The sequence below is a fragment of the Parageobacillus caldoxylosilyticus NBRC 107762 genome, from assembly GCF_000632715.1.
Classification (GTDB): Bacteria; Bacillota; Bacilli; order Bacillales; family Anoxybacillaceae; genus Saccharococcus; species Saccharococcus caldoxylosilyticus.
In genome coordinates, this window is the sequence record NZ_BAWO01000052.1 from 1 (window position 1) to 16,952 (window position 16,952).

At 38.8% G+C, this 16,952-nt stretch carries 15 protein-coding genes and 2 pseudogenes; 11 read left to right on the forward strand and 6 right to left on the reverse strand.

The features are described from left to right. Positions 1-1,365 precede the first annotated feature (1,365 nt). Entirely contained in the window at positions 1,366-2,163 is a 798-nt protein-coding gene (locus tag GCA01S_RS13720; RefSeq protein WP_017435060.1) for an FTR1 family iron permease, read from the reverse strand. 447 nt (positions 2,164-2,610) lie between these two features. Between GCA01S_RS13720 and GCA01S_RS19510 the strand changes: the two genes are divergently transcribed. The 3 genes from GCA01S_RS19510 to GCA01S_RS13730 all read left to right on the forward strand — a co-directional run bounded on the left by GCA01S_RS19510 (position 2,611) and on the right by GCA01S_RS13730 (position 4,008). Then, entirely contained in the window at positions 2,611-2,718 is a 108-nt protein-coding gene (locus tag GCA01S_RS19510) for a YjcZ family sporulation protein (protein ID WP_071997958.1), read from the forward strand. 288 nt (positions 2,719-3,006) lie between these two features. Further along, entirely contained in the window at positions 3,007-3,207 is a 201-nt protein-coding gene (locus GCA01S_RS13725; RefSeq protein ID WP_017435058.1) for a hypothetical protein, read from the forward strand. A 465-nt stretch (positions 3,208-3,672) separates the two neighbouring features. After that, entirely contained in the window at positions 3,673-4,008 is a 336-nt protein-coding gene (locus tag GCA01S_RS13730) for a hypothetical protein (protein WP_042410783.1), read from the forward strand. A 30-nt stretch (positions 4,009-4,038) separates the two neighbouring features. On the opposite strand, the gene GCA01S_RS20195 is transcribed toward GCA01S_RS13730, so the two are convergent. Together GCA01S_RS20195 and GCA01S_RS20570 are read right to left on the reverse strand one after the other, a co-directional pair. After that, a complete protein-coding gene (locus GCA01S_RS20195) occupies positions 4,039-4,182 on the reverse strand; it encodes a hypothetical protein (RefSeq protein WP_155835580.1) in 144 nt (47 codons plus the stop codon). Positions 4,183-4,601: 419 nt separating this feature from the next. Next, positions 4,602-4,739 carry a hypothetical protein gene (locus tag GCA01S_RS20570; RefSeq protein ID WP_017435055.1) on the reverse strand — a complete coding sequence of 46 codons (138 nt, stop codon included), beginning with the start codon at positions 4,737-4,739 and terminating at the stop codon, positions 4,602-4,604. 442 nt (positions 4,740-5,181) lie between these two features. On the opposite strand from GCA01S_RS20570, the gene GCA01S_RS13735 reads away from it, so the two are divergent. After that, positions 5,182-6,066: a YitT family protein gene (locus tag GCA01S_RS13735; protein WP_042410785.1), complete on the forward strand. Its 885-nt coding sequence runs from the start codon at positions 5,182-5,184 to the stop codon at positions 6,064-6,066. Between the two features lie 533 nt (positions 6,067-6,599). On the opposite strand, the gene GCA01S_RS13745 is transcribed toward GCA01S_RS13735, so the two are convergent. Continuing rightward, on the reverse strand, positions 6,600-7,958 hold the full coding sequence (locus tag GCA01S_RS13745; RefSeq protein WP_042410789.1) for an arsenic transporter: 1,359 nt from the start codon (positions 7,956-7,958) through the stop codon (positions 6,600-6,602). Between the two features lie 704 nt (positions 7,959-8,662). On the opposite strand from GCA01S_RS13745, the gene GCA01S_RS13750 reads away from it, so the two are divergent. Next, positions 8,663-10,486 (forward strand): APC family permease, encoded by a 1,824-nt coding sequence (locus GCA01S_RS13750; RefSeq protein WP_042410792.1) that lies wholly within the window; start codon positions 8,663-8,665, stop codon positions 10,484-10,486. Between the two features lie 127 nt (positions 10,487-10,613). On the opposite strand, the pseudogene GCA01S_RS19515 reads toward GCA01S_RS13750, so the two are convergent. After that, positions 10,614-10,763: pseudogene (locus GCA01S_RS19515) on the reverse strand (DUF1572 family protein); the annotation flags it as partial. A gap of 145 nt (positions 10,764-10,908) precedes the next feature. Here GCA01S_RS19515 and GCA01S_RS13755 point away from each other — a divergent pair. Then, a complete protein-coding gene (locus GCA01S_RS13755) occupies positions 10,909-11,934 on the forward strand; it encodes a C40 family peptidase (protein WP_017435048.1) in 1,026 nt (341 codons plus the stop codon). Between the two features lie 247 nt (positions 11,935-12,181). Here GCA01S_RS13755 and GCA01S_RS13760 read toward each other — a convergent pair whose 3' ends face one another. Further along, positions 12,182-13,900, reverse strand: a complete 1,719-nt coding sequence (locus tag GCA01S_RS13760) for a GMC family oxidoreductase (protein WP_042410795.1) — start codon at positions 13,898-13,900, stop codon at positions 12,182-12,184. Between the two features lie 407 nt (positions 13,901-14,307). On the opposite strand from GCA01S_RS13760, the gene GCA01S_RS13765 reads away from it, so the two are divergent. The 5 genes and pseudogenes from GCA01S_RS13765 to GCA01S_RS19520 all read left to right on the forward strand — a co-directional run. Next, positions 14,308-14,598, forward strand: coding sequence for a hypothetical protein (locus GCA01S_RS13765; protein WP_042410796.1), 291 nt, complete (start codon positions 14,308-14,310; stop codon positions 14,596-14,598). Positions 14,599-14,615: 17 nt separating this feature from the next. Further along, a complete protein-coding gene (locus GCA01S_RS13770; RefSeq protein ID WP_042410828.1) occupies positions 14,616-15,245 on the forward strand; it encodes a YhbD family protein in 630 nt (209 codons plus the stop codon). Positions 15,246-15,249: 4 nt separating this feature from the next. Further along, on the forward strand, positions 15,250-15,954 hold the full coding sequence (locus GCA01S_RS13775) for a polymer-forming cytoskeletal protein (RefSeq protein WP_042410798.1): 705 nt from the start codon (positions 15,250-15,252) through the stop codon (positions 15,952-15,954). A 13-nt stretch (positions 15,955-15,967) separates the two neighbouring features. Beyond that, entirely contained in the window at positions 15,968-16,699 is a 732-nt protein-coding gene (locus tag GCA01S_RS13780; RefSeq protein WP_042410800.1) for a polymer-forming cytoskeletal protein, read from the forward strand. Between the two features lie 14 nt (positions 16,700-16,713). Beyond that, positions 16,714-16,946, forward strand: a pseudogene (locus GCA01S_RS19520) (MFS transporter); the annotation flags it as partial. Positions 16,947-16,952: the final 6 nt, after the last annotated feature.

Consider the following 16,952-nt stretch of genomic DNA (forward strand, 5'->3'; position numbering starts at 1 on the left):
AGCTATGTAAGGCAAGATTGTCATCAGCATCAGCTACTCGCTTTGAGTAGGCTCTTTTTATTCATCATAAAAGAAGAAGGACGAGTAAGGCTCTTGCATTCTTGACCACGTGATCACCAAAATGACCACGAATATTATAAAAAATAATGAAGATGTAAGGTTTTGTACAATGTTTGAGTTAGGTAAATTGCTTGAAATCAGCGGAAAATGAATTAATCTGTGAAAATGCGAACATTGTTAATCAAACGGGTGATGTAAACACAAAAGCGCAATACCCTTGTTCCATATAAATGCCCTACTTAATAAAAGTAGGGCATTCGTGTTGATTAGCAGCAATGAGTAGGGTATCCAGGGTCAACCACTACGTTTCTTGTAATAGGTCTAAAAATATGTCTAGGGACATTGACGATATTGTGACGATTAATGTGTACAACTGGATGAATAAAAGGGACTACACGAGGAATGAAACAGTCCCGCACCACAAATCTAGGTGGACATATAACTGGTCTAGGACAAAACATGGAAAATCACCCCCTATAAATATCTATAAACATTAAATGTATTAGCGGGTCTTTTGGAAACGGACAGATATCACAAGTTATATAAAAAAATAATTTATTGACCTATATTACCGATTTTGGTCAGCCAGTTCATCAAGTTGTGATGAGTACAGTTAAGGTTTAAAAAACAAAATAAGCATGGTGTTTCATAGTAGACACATACTGTGTAGCAAAAATGTTGTTATTAGTAAAAATAGCGTTGCCCAATAAAGCAACGCTAATTGCTAATCATTCTAATTAACTTAACAGCATTTGCTGTCATTCCTATAAGTCCAGTAATTGAGAAAATGTATGCAACGAATAAAGGAATACTTGATAAATCTTTAGTCAAGATTCTATATGTACTCAAGGCACAGATGAACAAACTACTCAAGAGTACTAAATAAAAATAAACGTACTTTATTGTCCAAGTCCGTCAACTCCTTAAAAAAGTGGTTCTAGACAAATTTTATATTTCTTCCTTGCTCCCTATTCTCCAAGTTTTTAGAAATCTCTTTTAAAATTTGTTTTTTCTCTTTTTAATGTTTTTTATTAAGCTTACTGCGAACTACACACCAAAGACAATCAAACAAACATGACAAAACCAAATAAGAATGGACAGCTTCCATGTTAGACCTCCTAAGTTTTTGGATAATTATACCATAAATGGTGCAAATGGTGAATAACAATGGCTAAAATTAATAATACAAGCCAATTTTTCCTCCGTTGAGGAAAAATTGGCTTTTTCCATTCCTCTTATCATCTTCCTTCCATATGGATAAATTAGCTAGGAACAGGAAGGGTAGTCGAACGGTCAAGTTATTTGTTATGAACGTTTCCGGGCTATTGCCAAAATTCCAATTAAAGCTAAATAAACAACATAACCGATCACTTGTAAACTTGTTGGCTTATCGGTATAGCCTACTAATGCGTGCAACAGGTGCCCCGCAGCACTGTCACTGCTCAAGATGGAACTTGTATCCCATAACGTTTCATTGCCGAATGGTAGCCATCCGAGTTGCTGAAATTCCCCGATTCCGCTTACTAAAAATCCTGCAGCAAATATGACAAGCAAAAAAGTTGAAAGATTGAAAAAGTATTTTACATTGATCTTTTTCCCAAGAGCATAGATTAAATATCCAGTTACACTTCCGGCTATAATCCCTAATACACCAAGTACTATATTTAGGACCGGGTTGGTTATTGACGTTAACGGAATCATAAACACGACCATCTCAAGCCCTTCTCGGAACACTGCCAAAAAGGTAAAGCCTGCAATAGCAAACTTCGATCCCGTTTTGATTGCTGAATCTATCCTTGATTCGAGTCCTTCTTTTAGATTTTCGTTCTTTTGCATCGAGGTGGCCATGTACGTTAACATACCAAACGCAAGCAAATAGGATATACCTTCAATTTGTAATTCCAAGGAGGTGCCTTCGTAATTTTGAACCGTCGAGTAAATTGCAACACCAGCGATGAGTGATGCAATGATTGCTGCAAATATACCTGTCCAAACATTCCGGATACGATCCCGCTGTCCGATTAGAATGAGATAGGTAGCCAAAATCGAACATAGCATCGAAGCTTCAAAAGCTTCACGGAAGAGCATGAGAAAAGCTGCCACTTCCTCGCCACCACCTTTTTTATGGATTATAGGAACTTAGCTACAGACCATGATTGATTATGTTTCGTTATGAAATGGTTGCTGTAGCTTTGGTTTATAGTATGAAAAAAATTCGACATAGAAACGGACAAACTACCATTATCAATAGTACATTTTTAGAATAATAGGTATTGGTATTATGTTATATTCACTGGAACCCTATAAAACAAGCGAACCTCCTTGATAAACAAGGAGGTTAAAAGTCCAAACTCTAACTTGGATCTAAGCTTTTTACTTCCTCTCACGCATGTTATGTCAAAAAATGAAGAAGAAATGACAGAAATTAGATAAAAGTGGATTTTTCTTATCAGATGATGAATTTATACAAGCTGACTCTTTTTTAAAGCATATCTTAAAAGCAAGGATCGTATATTAGCATTCCCCAATACTCAATAGGAGGTGTTAGATATGAGTGATAGACATCACAATGTATTTACCTTAGTTGTTGTTTTATTCATCCTGCTTATTATTGTAGGCTGTTCTTGCACAGGTCTAGGCGGATATGGCGGTTATTAATTCCCGGCAAGGTGATATTAAACACCATTTTAAACTTCTAATTTAATTCTGAAGGGTTGGTTTCGTTTGTTGAAAAAGCAAAGGGCAGATTGTTCATGGTCTGTCCTTTTTCAAAATATCCGCTTGGACAAACATGGATGGAAAGCAAGCCCATCATCTAGCATACCGATGAACGTAAAGTCACTGTATTCTGCGTCTCCTATCGGGTGCCTTATTCAAAAAAATGAATGAGAATGGTTCATGCACCTCCTATTCTAAAATCTCCTGTGTAAGAAAGGAGGGGATAAAATGGAATATTTAGGAAGATATCAGGGAGAGCCGGTTGAGGTTATTGATCGCAATGGATGGGTCCATAGAGGAGTAATAGAATGGGTCGATCCAGTACGGGGAGGAATGTTTCTTCGCACCGGCTTTAGAAGAAGATTTATTCCATTTTTCTTAATTGCTGCTCTTTTTCTTTTAAGATTCGGAAGACGGCGCGTTTTCTAAAAAACGAAAACAAAAAATCTTTGGTTCATCCTTTGGATCCGTTTTCCTCGATTCGCAAACGGAATAAATCATTAATTGATGGTTTCATCAACATCATCTTCAAAGAACCTATATAGGTTCTTTTTAGTTTGCCAATTTTGCCGGCAAGCTAGAACCCTGCCATTTGGCGGGAATTTTTTATTGGCTATGATGCATGCATGTTCATCGTTCAAATTTCAAACAAAAACAAGCCCGAAAACCTCATTTTTCCTCCATTGGCATAGACATGGAGAAAACCTCGCATGTTGAATCGTAATCACGTTCAATTATTAACATTTCTCATTGGAATAAGAATATGCATTGTCATTAAGTAAATGTTTTCCATGTATGATCTTGCTTCTCTAAACACACGTTAATAATGTTCGAAAAAGAATCATTCTTTTTTCGAACGCAAGGGAAATTCCAAAAGAGGAGTGTGTAAAGGTCGTGAATCGTTTACGTCTATTTAATTTTGGGCGTAATAGAGGAATGTGGAACCAATTGTTGCGCTTAACGGGACGCCGAAACAATAACAATATCGTATGGACTATATTAAGTTTAGGCTTGGGAATTGCTGCGACAGCCGTTTTCAGTATGAGAAGAGGACGCAACGCTCAGTATATGATGCCAAAACCGATTCAGCGTGCGATGCGTGGCATAACCAGCTTGATGAATCAACGAATGAGAACACCAAGCTTAGCGACTATGGAATTTTCTAAAGAAATAGCGGAAAAGCCGAAAAGCACTCCAATGAGCCATAGTTATTACCAACAACAAAAATAACCTGGCGCGGTTCGTCATTTTCCGGATATTTTATGGCCATAACATAAATGCTTCCGATGCGATCTCTTTTGTGTAGATAGCAGTAAACATATCGATGTTGTCAAACAGGAAAGATTTTTCTTTGTAGAAACATCGCTGATAATTTAATGTAACGGAAACAGACGAGTTTAACATGTTCGCCCTCCTTGGCATACCGGGATATGAAGAGAAATAGGCAGAATTGGCAAAACACTTGAAATAACGTAGGGAAATGAACATAATAGATTTTCGGAGTGCATAAAAGCTGTGGACTTAGTAATGAAACGTGCACTCTGTTGATGTTTGATACGAAAGCGAAGGCATACTTTCTTATCCGCCGCTTATCACAAAGCCCTTCCCCAACGGAAGGGCTTATTTTTTTCAAAAACAATGGTAACACAAGAAAAGACAACCGAACAGAAAGAAGATACAACTGATAAGGAAAAGAACACTTGGGGAATAAAACGAATGTACAGATCATGAAAAAGTTTAGCAACTTAGTTTCGTTGGAAAGACGGAAAAGTGATTCGTGTACAGCTAGCATGTGTATTTCCTTTATCATGGTTATCTCTCCTTTATTCAGGGAGATGAGGTTTTTTACGTTCCATTTCAGTAATGTATTTCGGTTTTTTTGATACTGCCACCAAAGAGATAATAAAGCCAATCCCTAAGATGGCTGATAATGTCCATGCGAAAATTTCAATTGGCGCCATTACCTTATGACCTCCTTCTCTTTAGTGTTATGTAAAAGATATGCCGACATGCTTGCCCATTTTCTTGCCCGTTATTAGATGGGTGTAAATTTACAATCACAAGAATAGACGAGTAGATGAATAAGGAAACGAAATAAGCATTCTGTTGCCAAACGAGAAGGGGGAAAGGAGAAAATGAAATTTACCGTTTTAAAAATGAAGACACAAACTATGCACTGGGATTTATGGTTAATGCTATGGCCGAAGAAAAGATGGTAAATCACGTTATCAATACGGATGAACCATACGCACAAGAGGCACTTGAAATATTAAAGCGGCATGGCCATGGTGATAGAAGCAAAATAGCGGCAGAATATATTTGATTCGTCTACCATAACATTATTCATACGTTTTTGTTATAATAAAATAAACAGAGCCATTCTGTAGAAAAGGAGGAAAATAATTGACTGAATTGAGCAAGGCCCAGATTCAACATCAACGGTTATCTAAAGCTAAAATCATTAAAAGGGCAAGTGCTATTTTCATCGGGGCTGTTTTAATGGCAGTAGGACTTGAAATCTTTTTAGTCCCTAATAACGTTATTGATGGAGGCATAACAGGTATTTCCATTATGCTTTCGCACATTACGGGTTTTCGTCTTGGAATTTTTATTTTTCTTTTAAACCTTCCGTTCTTTTTTATGGGCTATAAGCAAATTGGAAAAACCTTTGCTATTTCCACGTTGTTTGGGATTACCGTTTTATCGATTTTTACCTCCCTTTTTCATCCTGTTCCCGCCTTTACCGAAGACATTTTGCTGGCTACCATTTTTGGCGGAATGATTCTCGGTACAGGAGTAGGTCTTGTCATTCGTTATGGTGGAGCTTTGGATGGCACGGAAATACTTGCTATACTCATGAACAAAAAACTTCCTTTCTCCGTTGGCGAGATCATCATGTTTTTTAATATCTTCATTCTAGGTGCTGCCGGATTTGTTTTTACCTGGGATAGAGCGATGTATTCAATTTTAGCCTATGTGATTGCGTTTAAAACGATTGATGTTGTCATTAAAGGATTAGATGAATCGAAGTCGGCATGGATTATCAGTGATAATTCGGAAGCCATTGGGGATGCTATCATGAATCGATTAGGTCGCGGCGTTACGTACTTGAGCGGTGAAGGAGCATTTACTGGTGACGATAAAAAAGTGATATTTTGTGTGATTACCCGTCTTGAGGAAGCAAAACTTAAAGAAATTGTCGAAGAAAATGACCCAAATGCTTTTTTGGCTATAGCAGATATGGCTGAAGTACGCGGTGGGCGTTTTAAGAAAAGAGATATTCATTAATGAATCCCCAATTAATGACAAACCCACCAATAAAACAACAAGCTCCTAATCTTGGTATTCGTAGTTTTATGAACCTATTCTTAAAAAACCCTTCAAAATTTTTTCATCCGGGTATCTTCGTTCCGGATAGACTGCTCAAAGTACATTCTATAGCGAACTTTTCTATAGATATGCCAAGGATGATGAAGAGAGTTTAGAAAGGCTTTAAATTCTCTGAGTCAAGTTTAAAGGAACTGGTTCATTTTCTCGCAGTAGTATGAGAATCTCAAAGATATTGTGTATATCGATAAGTTTGACCTGATTCAAATATGTCCAGCGTGAGGATACTGATTGTGCAGAGTAGCATCGCTATTTCTGTATGATTGGTGTCCTTTTTTCTTTTTCGTCAAAAATGATCCAGGGATTTCGCCGCGGCGAATCCCTGGATAAATCTCTATAAAGATACAAGATGTAGAAATGCGGCGGGCACCCCCTCCTCGTCAAGTAGACAGTGATAACATTTACACAGTCATGATGAATGCAGAATGGTGTTTTCATTGGGCAAAAACCATTTGTACCCAATAGAATAATAAAAACAACGTGACAATGGTTGTTAATGGGATTACAATCAACGATACGCTTAAATAATCTTTCCATGTTACTTTAATCTTATTTTGTTTTAGGATATGCATCCAAATAAGGGAGGCAAGTGTTCCAATAGGCAATAGCAAGGATCCCATGTCACTGCCAATAATATTCGCGAGATAGATGGTCTTTAATGTGATAGGATCAAGCCCCATTTCTGTCAAGGTGATGGTTCCAATCATTAAAGCAGGATGATTATTAAAGAAGTTAGACAGAATGGACACTAATCCCCCCATGATAAAGCTCGCATAAAACAATCCTTGGTTTACAATCGGTTCACATATTTTCACAAGCATCGCTGTTAGTCCTGCATTATGGAGCCCGTAAATAATGACATACATAGAGAACGCAAAAATAAGAATGTGCCAAGGAGTCTTTTTCAAGATATCAACGGGATTGGTGCGCAAATGATACCATCTCCATACAAGCAGGACGACTGATCCAAGCACCGCAACGATTTCAATTGGAATCGAGAGATAAGATGCAACAAAGAGCAGGCAACGGATCACAAAGACAAATAACAAGATCCTCAACATAAATTGGGTGCGTTTCCGCTTTGTTTCAACAGAAATGGTTTTCTTTAATGGATGGAAATGTTTAGTAAAAAAGATTTCCTCTATATCATATGAGAAATCTGGCAATGTTTTTGGCAATTTATTCTTTACCACTACGTATATCAACCAAGACATAAACAACAGTCCTAACGTCGCTGGTATAAACATCATGGCGGTATGCATATAAAGTGTCATGTGAACAATTTTTAATGCGATTAAATTGACGATATTACTTACCCCAATAGGTGCGCTGGAAGCTGTTGCAATCAGTGCTCCGCTTAAGAGATACGGAATCTGCTCATGTGGTTTTAGCCGGAGGTTTTTTAGAAGTAAAATTAAAATCGGGGTTGTAATCATGATGCTGCCATCGTTATTGAATAAAAGGGTCATCAAAAAGCATAGCAGTTGAATGTACCAATATAGGCGATAGCCTGAACCCTTGGCCAAACTTGCAAGTCGTGCGGCTGCCCAATGGAAAAAACCGAAACTTTCTAATATGACAGCCATGACAATCGTTGCGATAATGGTAATGGATGCGCCAGCGATTTTATCGATAATATCGAAAATATCTCCGCGTGATACAATGCCTGTTAGTAAAATAATCCCTGCACCAATCGACGCTGGCCATGCTTCGTTTAAGCCTCTTGGCCTCCAAAAGATGACGAACATCGTCATGATGAACACGAAAATTGTCATTTGAATTTCGAAACTCATTATTCTTCCCCCTGTTTTTTTACGGGTCTTAAGTCATTTGACCCTATCAGCTCGATTTACTATATTTATATTCACCCCTATCAAGAAGGATTTGGATAATAGACCTAATTTTTCTAATATGTACTCTTGTCTCGTTAGTAAAAATGTACGGTAGAGAGTAATGACTATAGATGAATGTATAGTAGAGACTAATGACTATAGATGATCGAAATAAATATAGATGGTTGTGTTTAAGAATGGGGATGGCGGAGAAATATTAAGCGGTGGGTAGCGATGGCCGTCAATCGTTTAGAATATGACGAACGAGCAATTCGTATTCGACGTTATCTGACAGAAGACATCGTATGATTACAAAATTTTCCATAACCTTCGTATAAGCGAGAGAAAGTATTATTGTATTAAATCACAGGCGTTATAATAGTAAAAGTACGCTTTTGCTCTCAAAATCGAAGGTCAGTTGATGATCATGAATGTTATGCAGTCCATTCATGATCCAGAAAAGGCTGAGGCGATGAAGCAATATTGACGAAAAGAACAAAATGAGCGAAATTATTTGTTGTTTTTCATTGGTATCAACACAAGTCTTCGCATTCCGACATCTTAAAGTTAAAAACCGGTGAAATTATCATTAAACGAAGGCTATTCATTTCCTGAGAAAAATGATAATATTTTTTATTGAAATTCTGCATATTGGTGGTGTACATATGTTTTCATCGTTAAAACGATTCTTAATCGGAAGGCCGTTGAAATCAACCGAACTGGGAGAGCAAAAGTTGGGCAAATTAAAGGCATTAGCCGTTTTATCTTCTGATGCTCTATCCTCGGTTGCGTACGGTACGGAACAGATTTTACTTGTTCTCTCGACGATTGGATTTATTGCATTTTGGTATTCCATTCCTATTGCGATTGGGGTTCTTGTCCTATTGGTGGCACTTATTTTATCGTATCGCCAAATCATTTATTCTTATCCGCATGGAGGCGGAGCTTACGTCGTTTCCAAAACGAACTTGGGTGTAAATCCAGGTCTTATTGCCGGAGGCTCTTTACTGGTCGACTATATTCTGACCGTGGCAGTAAGCGTGTCTGCAGGAACGGATGCCATTACATCCGCGTTTCCAGCTTTACATCCATACACAGTTGGAATTGCTATCGCACTGGTTGTGTTTATCACTATTCTTAATCTCAGAGGCGTAACCGAATCCGCTTCCGTTTTGGCCTATCCCGTTTATTTGTTTGTGCTGGCGCTCGTTATTCTCATTATTGTTGGGATTTTTCGTATTATCAATGGACAAGCACCGTCTACTTTACATACACCTATCGGTACTGCGGTGCCCGGAATTACCTTATTCTTGCTGCTGCGGGCATTTGCATCTGGCTGTTCTGCGTTGACAGGGGTAGAAGCGATCTCAAACGCCGTTCCAAATTTTAAGGAACCGGCGGCAAAAAATGCTGCCAAAACGTTAGTGATGATGGGGGTTATTCTCGCCTTTCTATTTGTGGGAGTCACATTTTTGGCATACTGGTATGGAATTGCACCGAAAGCAGAAGAGACGGTTGTTTCCCAGCTTGCCTCCGAAGTGTTTGGAAGAGGCGTGATGTATTACTTTATCCAAGGAACGACTGCCCTTATTTTAGTCTTGGCTGCAAATACGGGATTTTCTGCATTTCCTTTGCTGGCATATAATCTGGCATCCGATAAATACATGCCAAGAATGTATCTTATACGCGGTGACCGTTTAGGTTATTCAAATGGAATCATCACGCTTGGCCTTGCTTCTATTTTGCTGATTATCGCTTTTAAAGGGCAAACGGAACAGCTAATTCCTTTGTATGCGGTGGGCGTATTCATTCCTTTCACTTTGTCACAAACAGGCATGATTGTAAAATGGGTGCGCGAAAAACCAGCGGGGTGGATACCGAAGCTGCTGGCAAACTTGCTAGGTGCGATCATTACACTAACCGTACTGTGCATTTTCTTTATCACAAAATTTGCTCAAGTATGGTCTGTGCTTGTATTTCTTCCGATAATCGTATTTATTTTTCATCAAATCCATAAGCACTATGATGCTGTGGCGGAACAACTGCGGGTCAATCCAAATAAGATTCCGGACAAAATCGAGGGAAATGTCGTGATTGTACCTGTTGCGGGAATCACAAAGGTAGTGGAGCAATCCTTAAATTACGCCCAAGCCATTGGAGATTATGTATTGGCTGTATATGTGGCATTTGACCGGGAAAGCATGCTCCGAATGGAAGAGAAATGGAAGAGATGGAGGCCGGATGTTCGCCTGGTTACACTAATTTCTTATTATCGCGATCTTATCACACCAATTTCCAAATTGGTGGATACGATTGAAAGCAAGGCAGAGGAAAGAAATTATACAGTAACGGTTTTGATTCCTCAATTTATACCAAAAAAAGGCTGGCATAACTTTTTACATAACCAATCCAGCGTTTTGTTGAGATTGTACCTTCTATATAAGAAAAATGTGATTGTCTCAACAGTTCCTTATCGACTTCATAAGTAGAAGTTCATATTCGATTGCAAGCGGGGATGATTGCTGAACGATCATCCCCTGTCTATAAAGACCGAATAAATCGGTCTTTTTTGTCTGTCTTCTTTCACTATCGCTCTCATTAGCAAAACAAAGCCAATTATTTATTTCTTTTTTTGGGGATCGTTAAGCTTTTCCAGTTATCAGATTTAAGTTGTTTCGCGATATAAACGATTTGCCCAATATGATAAGAATAATGATACATTTGTCTTTCAATAGCTTCGATAACCGTATGAGGTTCACTTCGAATATAAATGATCTGAATCTGTAATGGAAATGTAATAGATTTGTAACCACTTCTTATTGTTTTTGTTATAGATTAGAAATTTTTTTTAAATATAATGATTGACGTTAATAGAAATGTAATGTCCAAAGTACATCTTGGGGGGTACAACATGAAAAAATCATTTATTCTTACAGGTACAATTATAAGTTCTTTATTAGCAGGCCAAACTGCTTTCGCTAGTAATTATACTGTCCAAAAAGGCGATACGCTTTGGGAAATATCCAAAAAATACAACACTACTGTAGAAGCATTAAAACAAATGAATCATTTAACTTCTGATTTTATTTTCCCTGGACAAATATTAAAAGTTAACGAAAAAAAAGATACATATGTAGTGAAGCCTGGCGATACCTTAAGCAAAATTGCAAAGCAATTTAATACGACTGTTGCTGCGTTATTAAAGATGAATCCCGAAATTTCTAATCCAAATTTTATTAAGGCCGGTCAAACGATTCGCTTGTCTGGGGCGGTTCCATCTTCTGTTAAACCTGCTACTAAGGAATCAAGTGCTAATGGTTATTACATCGTTAAAGAAAGAGATACTCTTTCTAGCATCGCTAAAATGTTTCATACAACAGTTAGTTCATTGCTCGCTTTAAATCCGGAAATTAAGAATCCTAATTTTATTCGAGTGGGACAATCTATTAAAGTTACTGGAGAAAAAGCTCCTGCTCAATCTTCCAATCAAAAAATTTCTAAACCTTCCCCGGGTTCGATATCTACCACTCCTTCCAATAGCACAAAAGCTGTGAATTCTTCTTTGGCTGATCGAGTCATTCAAATTGGCGAAAAATATTTAGGTGCCAAATATTTATATGGTGCTAGTCCATCTCGCACAGATGCATTTGATTGCTCATCCTTTACTATGCGGGTATTTGGTGAAGCTGGAATTTCTTTGCCTCGCAGTTCGGCAGCACAATCACAAGCTGGCACGACGGTTTCTCTCAATCAGCTTCAAAAAGGAGATTTGCTCTTCTTTGATACAGATTTCAATGGAGCGATCAATCACGTTGGAATTTATGCAGGTAACGGCCAAATGTTAAATGCTACAGTTTCTAAAGGCGTCTCTTATGCATCAATCAATTCTTCTTATTGGAAAGAACGGTTTGTGAAAGCAGTACGTGTAATCAATTAATCTGTGAAAAGCAATCGAGTGTAAAATCGCATAGGTTTTACACTCGATTTTTTGATGTATCAACAATGTATAAACGGTAAAATCGGACAAGTCGATCCCCCTTGGGCTCCAAGAGGTTTTTTGTGATACTGATTTCTTCTGACAAGTCTTATGTCAACAGCCGTTGAGATAGTTTTTCTCAACGGCCTGAAAAGAAGCTCTTTCCAAAACAAAAAGGGCTTCTTTTCTATTATCATCTTCATTCTTATCATTCAACATCTTCAAATTCCTCATCATCCACCACATATGGGGAAGGATCCTCTCGAATAAATCGTACCGCATTTAAACCGATCATCTGAGCAGGCATGGAAGTGTTACCATCTGGTAAAATAGGGCAGATGGAAAGATCAGCGACTTTAAGGTTTTTGGTACCAAAGACATTCAGGAATCCATCAACAACTCCTTCTTGAATATTCCTACCCATTCTACATTGCCCACCAAAATGAGCGAGATTATGATAAGAGGCCTTGACATAATTAGCAAGCAGGTTTCGCTTTTCTACCTCATTAGTTAAATGGAATATATTTTCAGGAGGGTATACAACCTTATAAATGCCGTCCGGATCTAGTTTACGAGCTCTCTTCATAATATTGAAAACCTGAATATACTGATCCACCATAAAATCTAAGTCATCAGGATTTCCCAGCGGATTAAGGTCAACGGATGGATAAGCCTCAGGATCGCTATGGGCGACCATAATCGTGCCCCTGCTTTTAGGGTTAAGGTCGAAAATTCCAATACTCATTATATTAATTGATTTTTTCGGATCAAAATCCCAATTATTAATCATTACATCTTGAATAGGGACAAACGATGGTGTTGGGAGTCCAAATAATTGAAGGCGGCGCCCTCCTCCGTCTTCCCCTTTAAAAGCACCGAGTGTAAATGGCTGATCAGGATCAGCGGACATTACCTTTAGGAGTCGTGTTGTTTCTACTTCTACACCCATTCCAACAGCATAATGTGTTTGGAAATTGTAACCAACATTTGGACTCTTTACTAATGTTCGTATGCCTGCTTTACCCAAATCAGCTGGTCTCCCAATTCCCGAACGTTGTAGAATGACCGAAGAAAAATTGCCTGCAGAGACAATAATTCCTTTTCTTGCAAAAGCTCTTTGTGATCTCCCGTTCCTGACAAACTCAACGCCAATAGCAATGTTAATTCCTCTTTTTTGTTTAAATAGAATTTTATTGACGGTTGTTTTTGTTAAAATGACCAACTTTCTCCCATTAACCCCAAATTCATCTGGATCGAACTCATCTCCTTGTGTGACAATATTTTTATTTAAATATCCGGTTGCAGTAGATGAACGGACAAACTTTCCATCTACCTCTTTGTTCAGAAATTGTGATTTGAAAAATGTACAATCTCTTATGCCCGTATTATAATCTTCAACAATTGGGATATCCAAAACATCTGATGTTGCTTTAGCTAAAATAGTTGTAAGTCCATTCTTAGGAATGATTTGTTGTCTAACGAAAATAGGACCTTTTGTTCCCCGTTCGTTTGGATCTTGTGTCTTTCCTGTATAGGTTTCATTTTTTTTGAATAATGAACGAATGTTTTTGTAGCTCCATTGAGATCCAACGAGATCTGCCCACTCATCATAAAGGTTTCTACTTCCACGTACTGCATACATTGCATTATGTTCTGAGCTTCCCCCAATTGCTCTGCCGCTTGCTAATCTAAGCTGACTGCTAATGGTTGGCTGCGTTTTAGAAAGAATATTAAATGAAAATCTGTTATCAGTAGATAAAGCACTTGATGTTGCACGAGAAGGACTACTTAGCTCGTTCGTCAGATTCGTTCCTGCTTCAAGGACGAGCACAGAAGTACGTTTGTCATCCGTTAATTCTTTGGCAATTACCCCTCCGGCAGTTCCAGCACCAATCACGATATAATCAAAAGGTTTTTTGGTTGACATGGGATCATTCCTTTCGATATAGGATTTAGAATAACTAATTCCATCCTTGATCCTTTCTGCGCTGAAATGATCGGATCGGACTGTTCACTTGTTCACTCATAGAAAAGTTCAGTGCACATCGCACATACCATTTCTTCGGCATATAAACTTTGGTGTAACAAATTTAAAATTATGTTGCCAGTTGTTAACTCGATAAAATAGTAAGGATAAAAAATTGCTCCATTTATTAGAAAATTGGAACTTATATCGTCATATTTATGGCTAAACACCCAAATTGGTGCAATAAATGCGCTATCTGGAAGTAGATCTTCTTCTTGAGCGAACGGGTGCGTAGTGGAATAATGACGTTAAAACTTAAAGCTTGAGAACAGGTTTTCCTTAAGCTTGCAAGGCAATGAAAATGGAGGATGCCATGCAAAACCGTTCCTTCGTATGCGGTTTTGCATATCGACAATACAGCTATTCATGTAACGTTTCGCCAAGTACCGTATGACCCGCATCATTTTCTGCTTGCTTTTGAAAAGAAAAATGTTCCAGCACGCGAGTTGATTTTGCGGTGTTTTGTGGGAATCAGCATTGGAAAAAAGGTCAAACATACTAACTGCTTGACAACGCGTTCATTGGCAGCAGCAAAAAATGGAATCAACGTATTCCGTTTTTTTGTTTACAACGTAACATTGTTATGTTACATTATATAGTGTAGGAGGTGTTGATGGTGGAGGAGGAATTAATCTCGAAAAAAGAATTGCTGGAGCGGACAGGGATCTCTTATGGACAGCTATATCGGTGGAAACGGAAAAAATTAATTCCCGAAGAATGGTTTATTCGCAAATCGACATTTACGGGGCAAGAAACGTTTTTTCCAAAAGAAAAAATACTAGCGAGAATCGAAAAAATTAAACAGATGAAAGATGATCTGTCGCTCGATGAACTGGCAAATATGTTTTCTCCGAACCCTGCTGCGATTACTCTCCATAAGGACGAGATTATAAAACGTAACATTGTTTCGGAAATGTCGCTGCAATTCTATATGGAACAAAAAGGGGAGCGACACACTTTTTCCTTCACTGAACTGCTGCAGCTCTATATTCTTGATCAATTGCTGCAAACAGGGGAAATTAGTTTGGAAGAAGGAAAAAGCGTATTCGATGTATTCGAGAAATATTATGCCGCCTTCCAAGGCCGGAGTTGTGAATTGCTTTTCCTGCGAAAAATGGGAGTAGCAATATGTCTATTAGTAGCAAGCGGAAATGATGTATATGTTGAAGAAAAGGCGAAAATCATTGTTCGTCTTCATGTGCCGACTTATGTAGAGCAATTAAAACTGATGATGTCGGAGGGATAAACAGATGGAACGGAAGGATTTAGTTATATCTGGTGCTGGAAGTGCTTCAGGCGGTCTATATAATTTGGTCAAAATTTCTGGAACAGGAAAGGTGCATGGGGATATCGACTGCAATGATATGGCGATTCACGGGACGGCGACAATGGAAGGAAACGTGAAAGCAAAGGCGGTGCATATATCCGGAAAAGCCCGCGTTACGGGATCATTGAAAACGGAACATGTAAAAATTAGTGGAAGCGCACAGATTGGCGCAGGTGTACAATGCAAACAATTTGATTGTCACGGAAGCGCAAATGTAGATGGGAATTTATCGGCGGACGAAGTGCATATTCATGGAGAGGCAGCCATTAAAGGAGGCTGTGATGCGGAACAATTTAAAGCGAGAGGAGAGTTTTCCATTGGCGGCTTATTAAATGCGGAGACAATTCAAATAAAGCCTTTCGGACATTGCCAAGCAAAAGAAATAGGCGGAGAGCGCATCGAGGTAAAACTGCAAGGAATAACATTTTTGAAAAAACTGTTATTTCATTTTGGTCTGACTGCCGAAAGCATCGAAGGGGATGAAATTTATTTAGAGTATACAAGCGCGAAAGCAGTCAGAGGCAACCGGGTGACGATCGGTCCCGGATGCGACATTGAAGTCGTGGAATATCAAGGCGAGTTTCAATGTGATCCGGGCGCGAAAGTCGGTACGTATAAAAAAGTGTGAAGGAGGGATAAACGTGGGAAATCATGTGCGCCATTTAACCGTAAACGGATCGGCACTTACTTCGGGCGGAACGTTTCATAAAGTGACGATTCGCGGGGATGCAACGATTAACGGCGATTTATGGTGTGACCGCTGCAAAGTGTTTGGCAATGCCGATGTAAGTGGCAACATCGAGACGAAGTTGCTTAACATTTTTGGCCAAGCGAACATACGGGGAAATGTTCAAGGAGAAACGATAAAGCTATTGGGAGAAATGAATATACGCGGAAATGCCGCGGCATCCGATTTTCATCTCCGCGGTGCCGCTCATGTAGATGGCGATGTAACAGGAGGAATGATTCACGGTTACGGAGAAATGAAAGTATCCCGCGATTGCGAAGCAGATGTTTTTTCGGTCACAGGCGCGGTGGAAATTGGGAACATCCTAAACGCGGAGCAAGTCGAATTGTATCTTCATTTTGCCGACAGCCGCATCTTCGAAATTGGCGGGAAAACGATTCGCGTCAAACGAAGTAAAGCATTGAATATTCTTCACTTTTTGAAACGATTTGCTCCTGATTCGGCAAAGTTAAAAGCGGAAATGATTGAAGGGGACGACATTTATTTAGAACATACCAAAGCCAAAATCGTCAGGGGGGATCGCATCATCATTGGTCCAGGATGTGACATTGATCTTGTTGAATATCACACAAGTTTTCAGCAAGATGAAAAAGCAATCGTGAAAGAAAAAAGAAAGCGATCATAAGGAAGAAGAAAAAAATGAGAAGAAACGAAACAAGCATGAAATGGGTAGTATTGGGACTGCTCATTGGCATTTTTGTCGCTTCGATGGACAATACGATCGTTGCGACGGTGATGGCGACGATTGTCGCGGATTTAGAGGGCTTGATAAGTTTGTTTGGGTGACGTCCGCGTATATGGTGACGGAAATGGCAGAGATGCCGATTTTCGGGAAACTTTCCGACATGTACGGACGGAAGCGGTTTTTTATCTAGCTT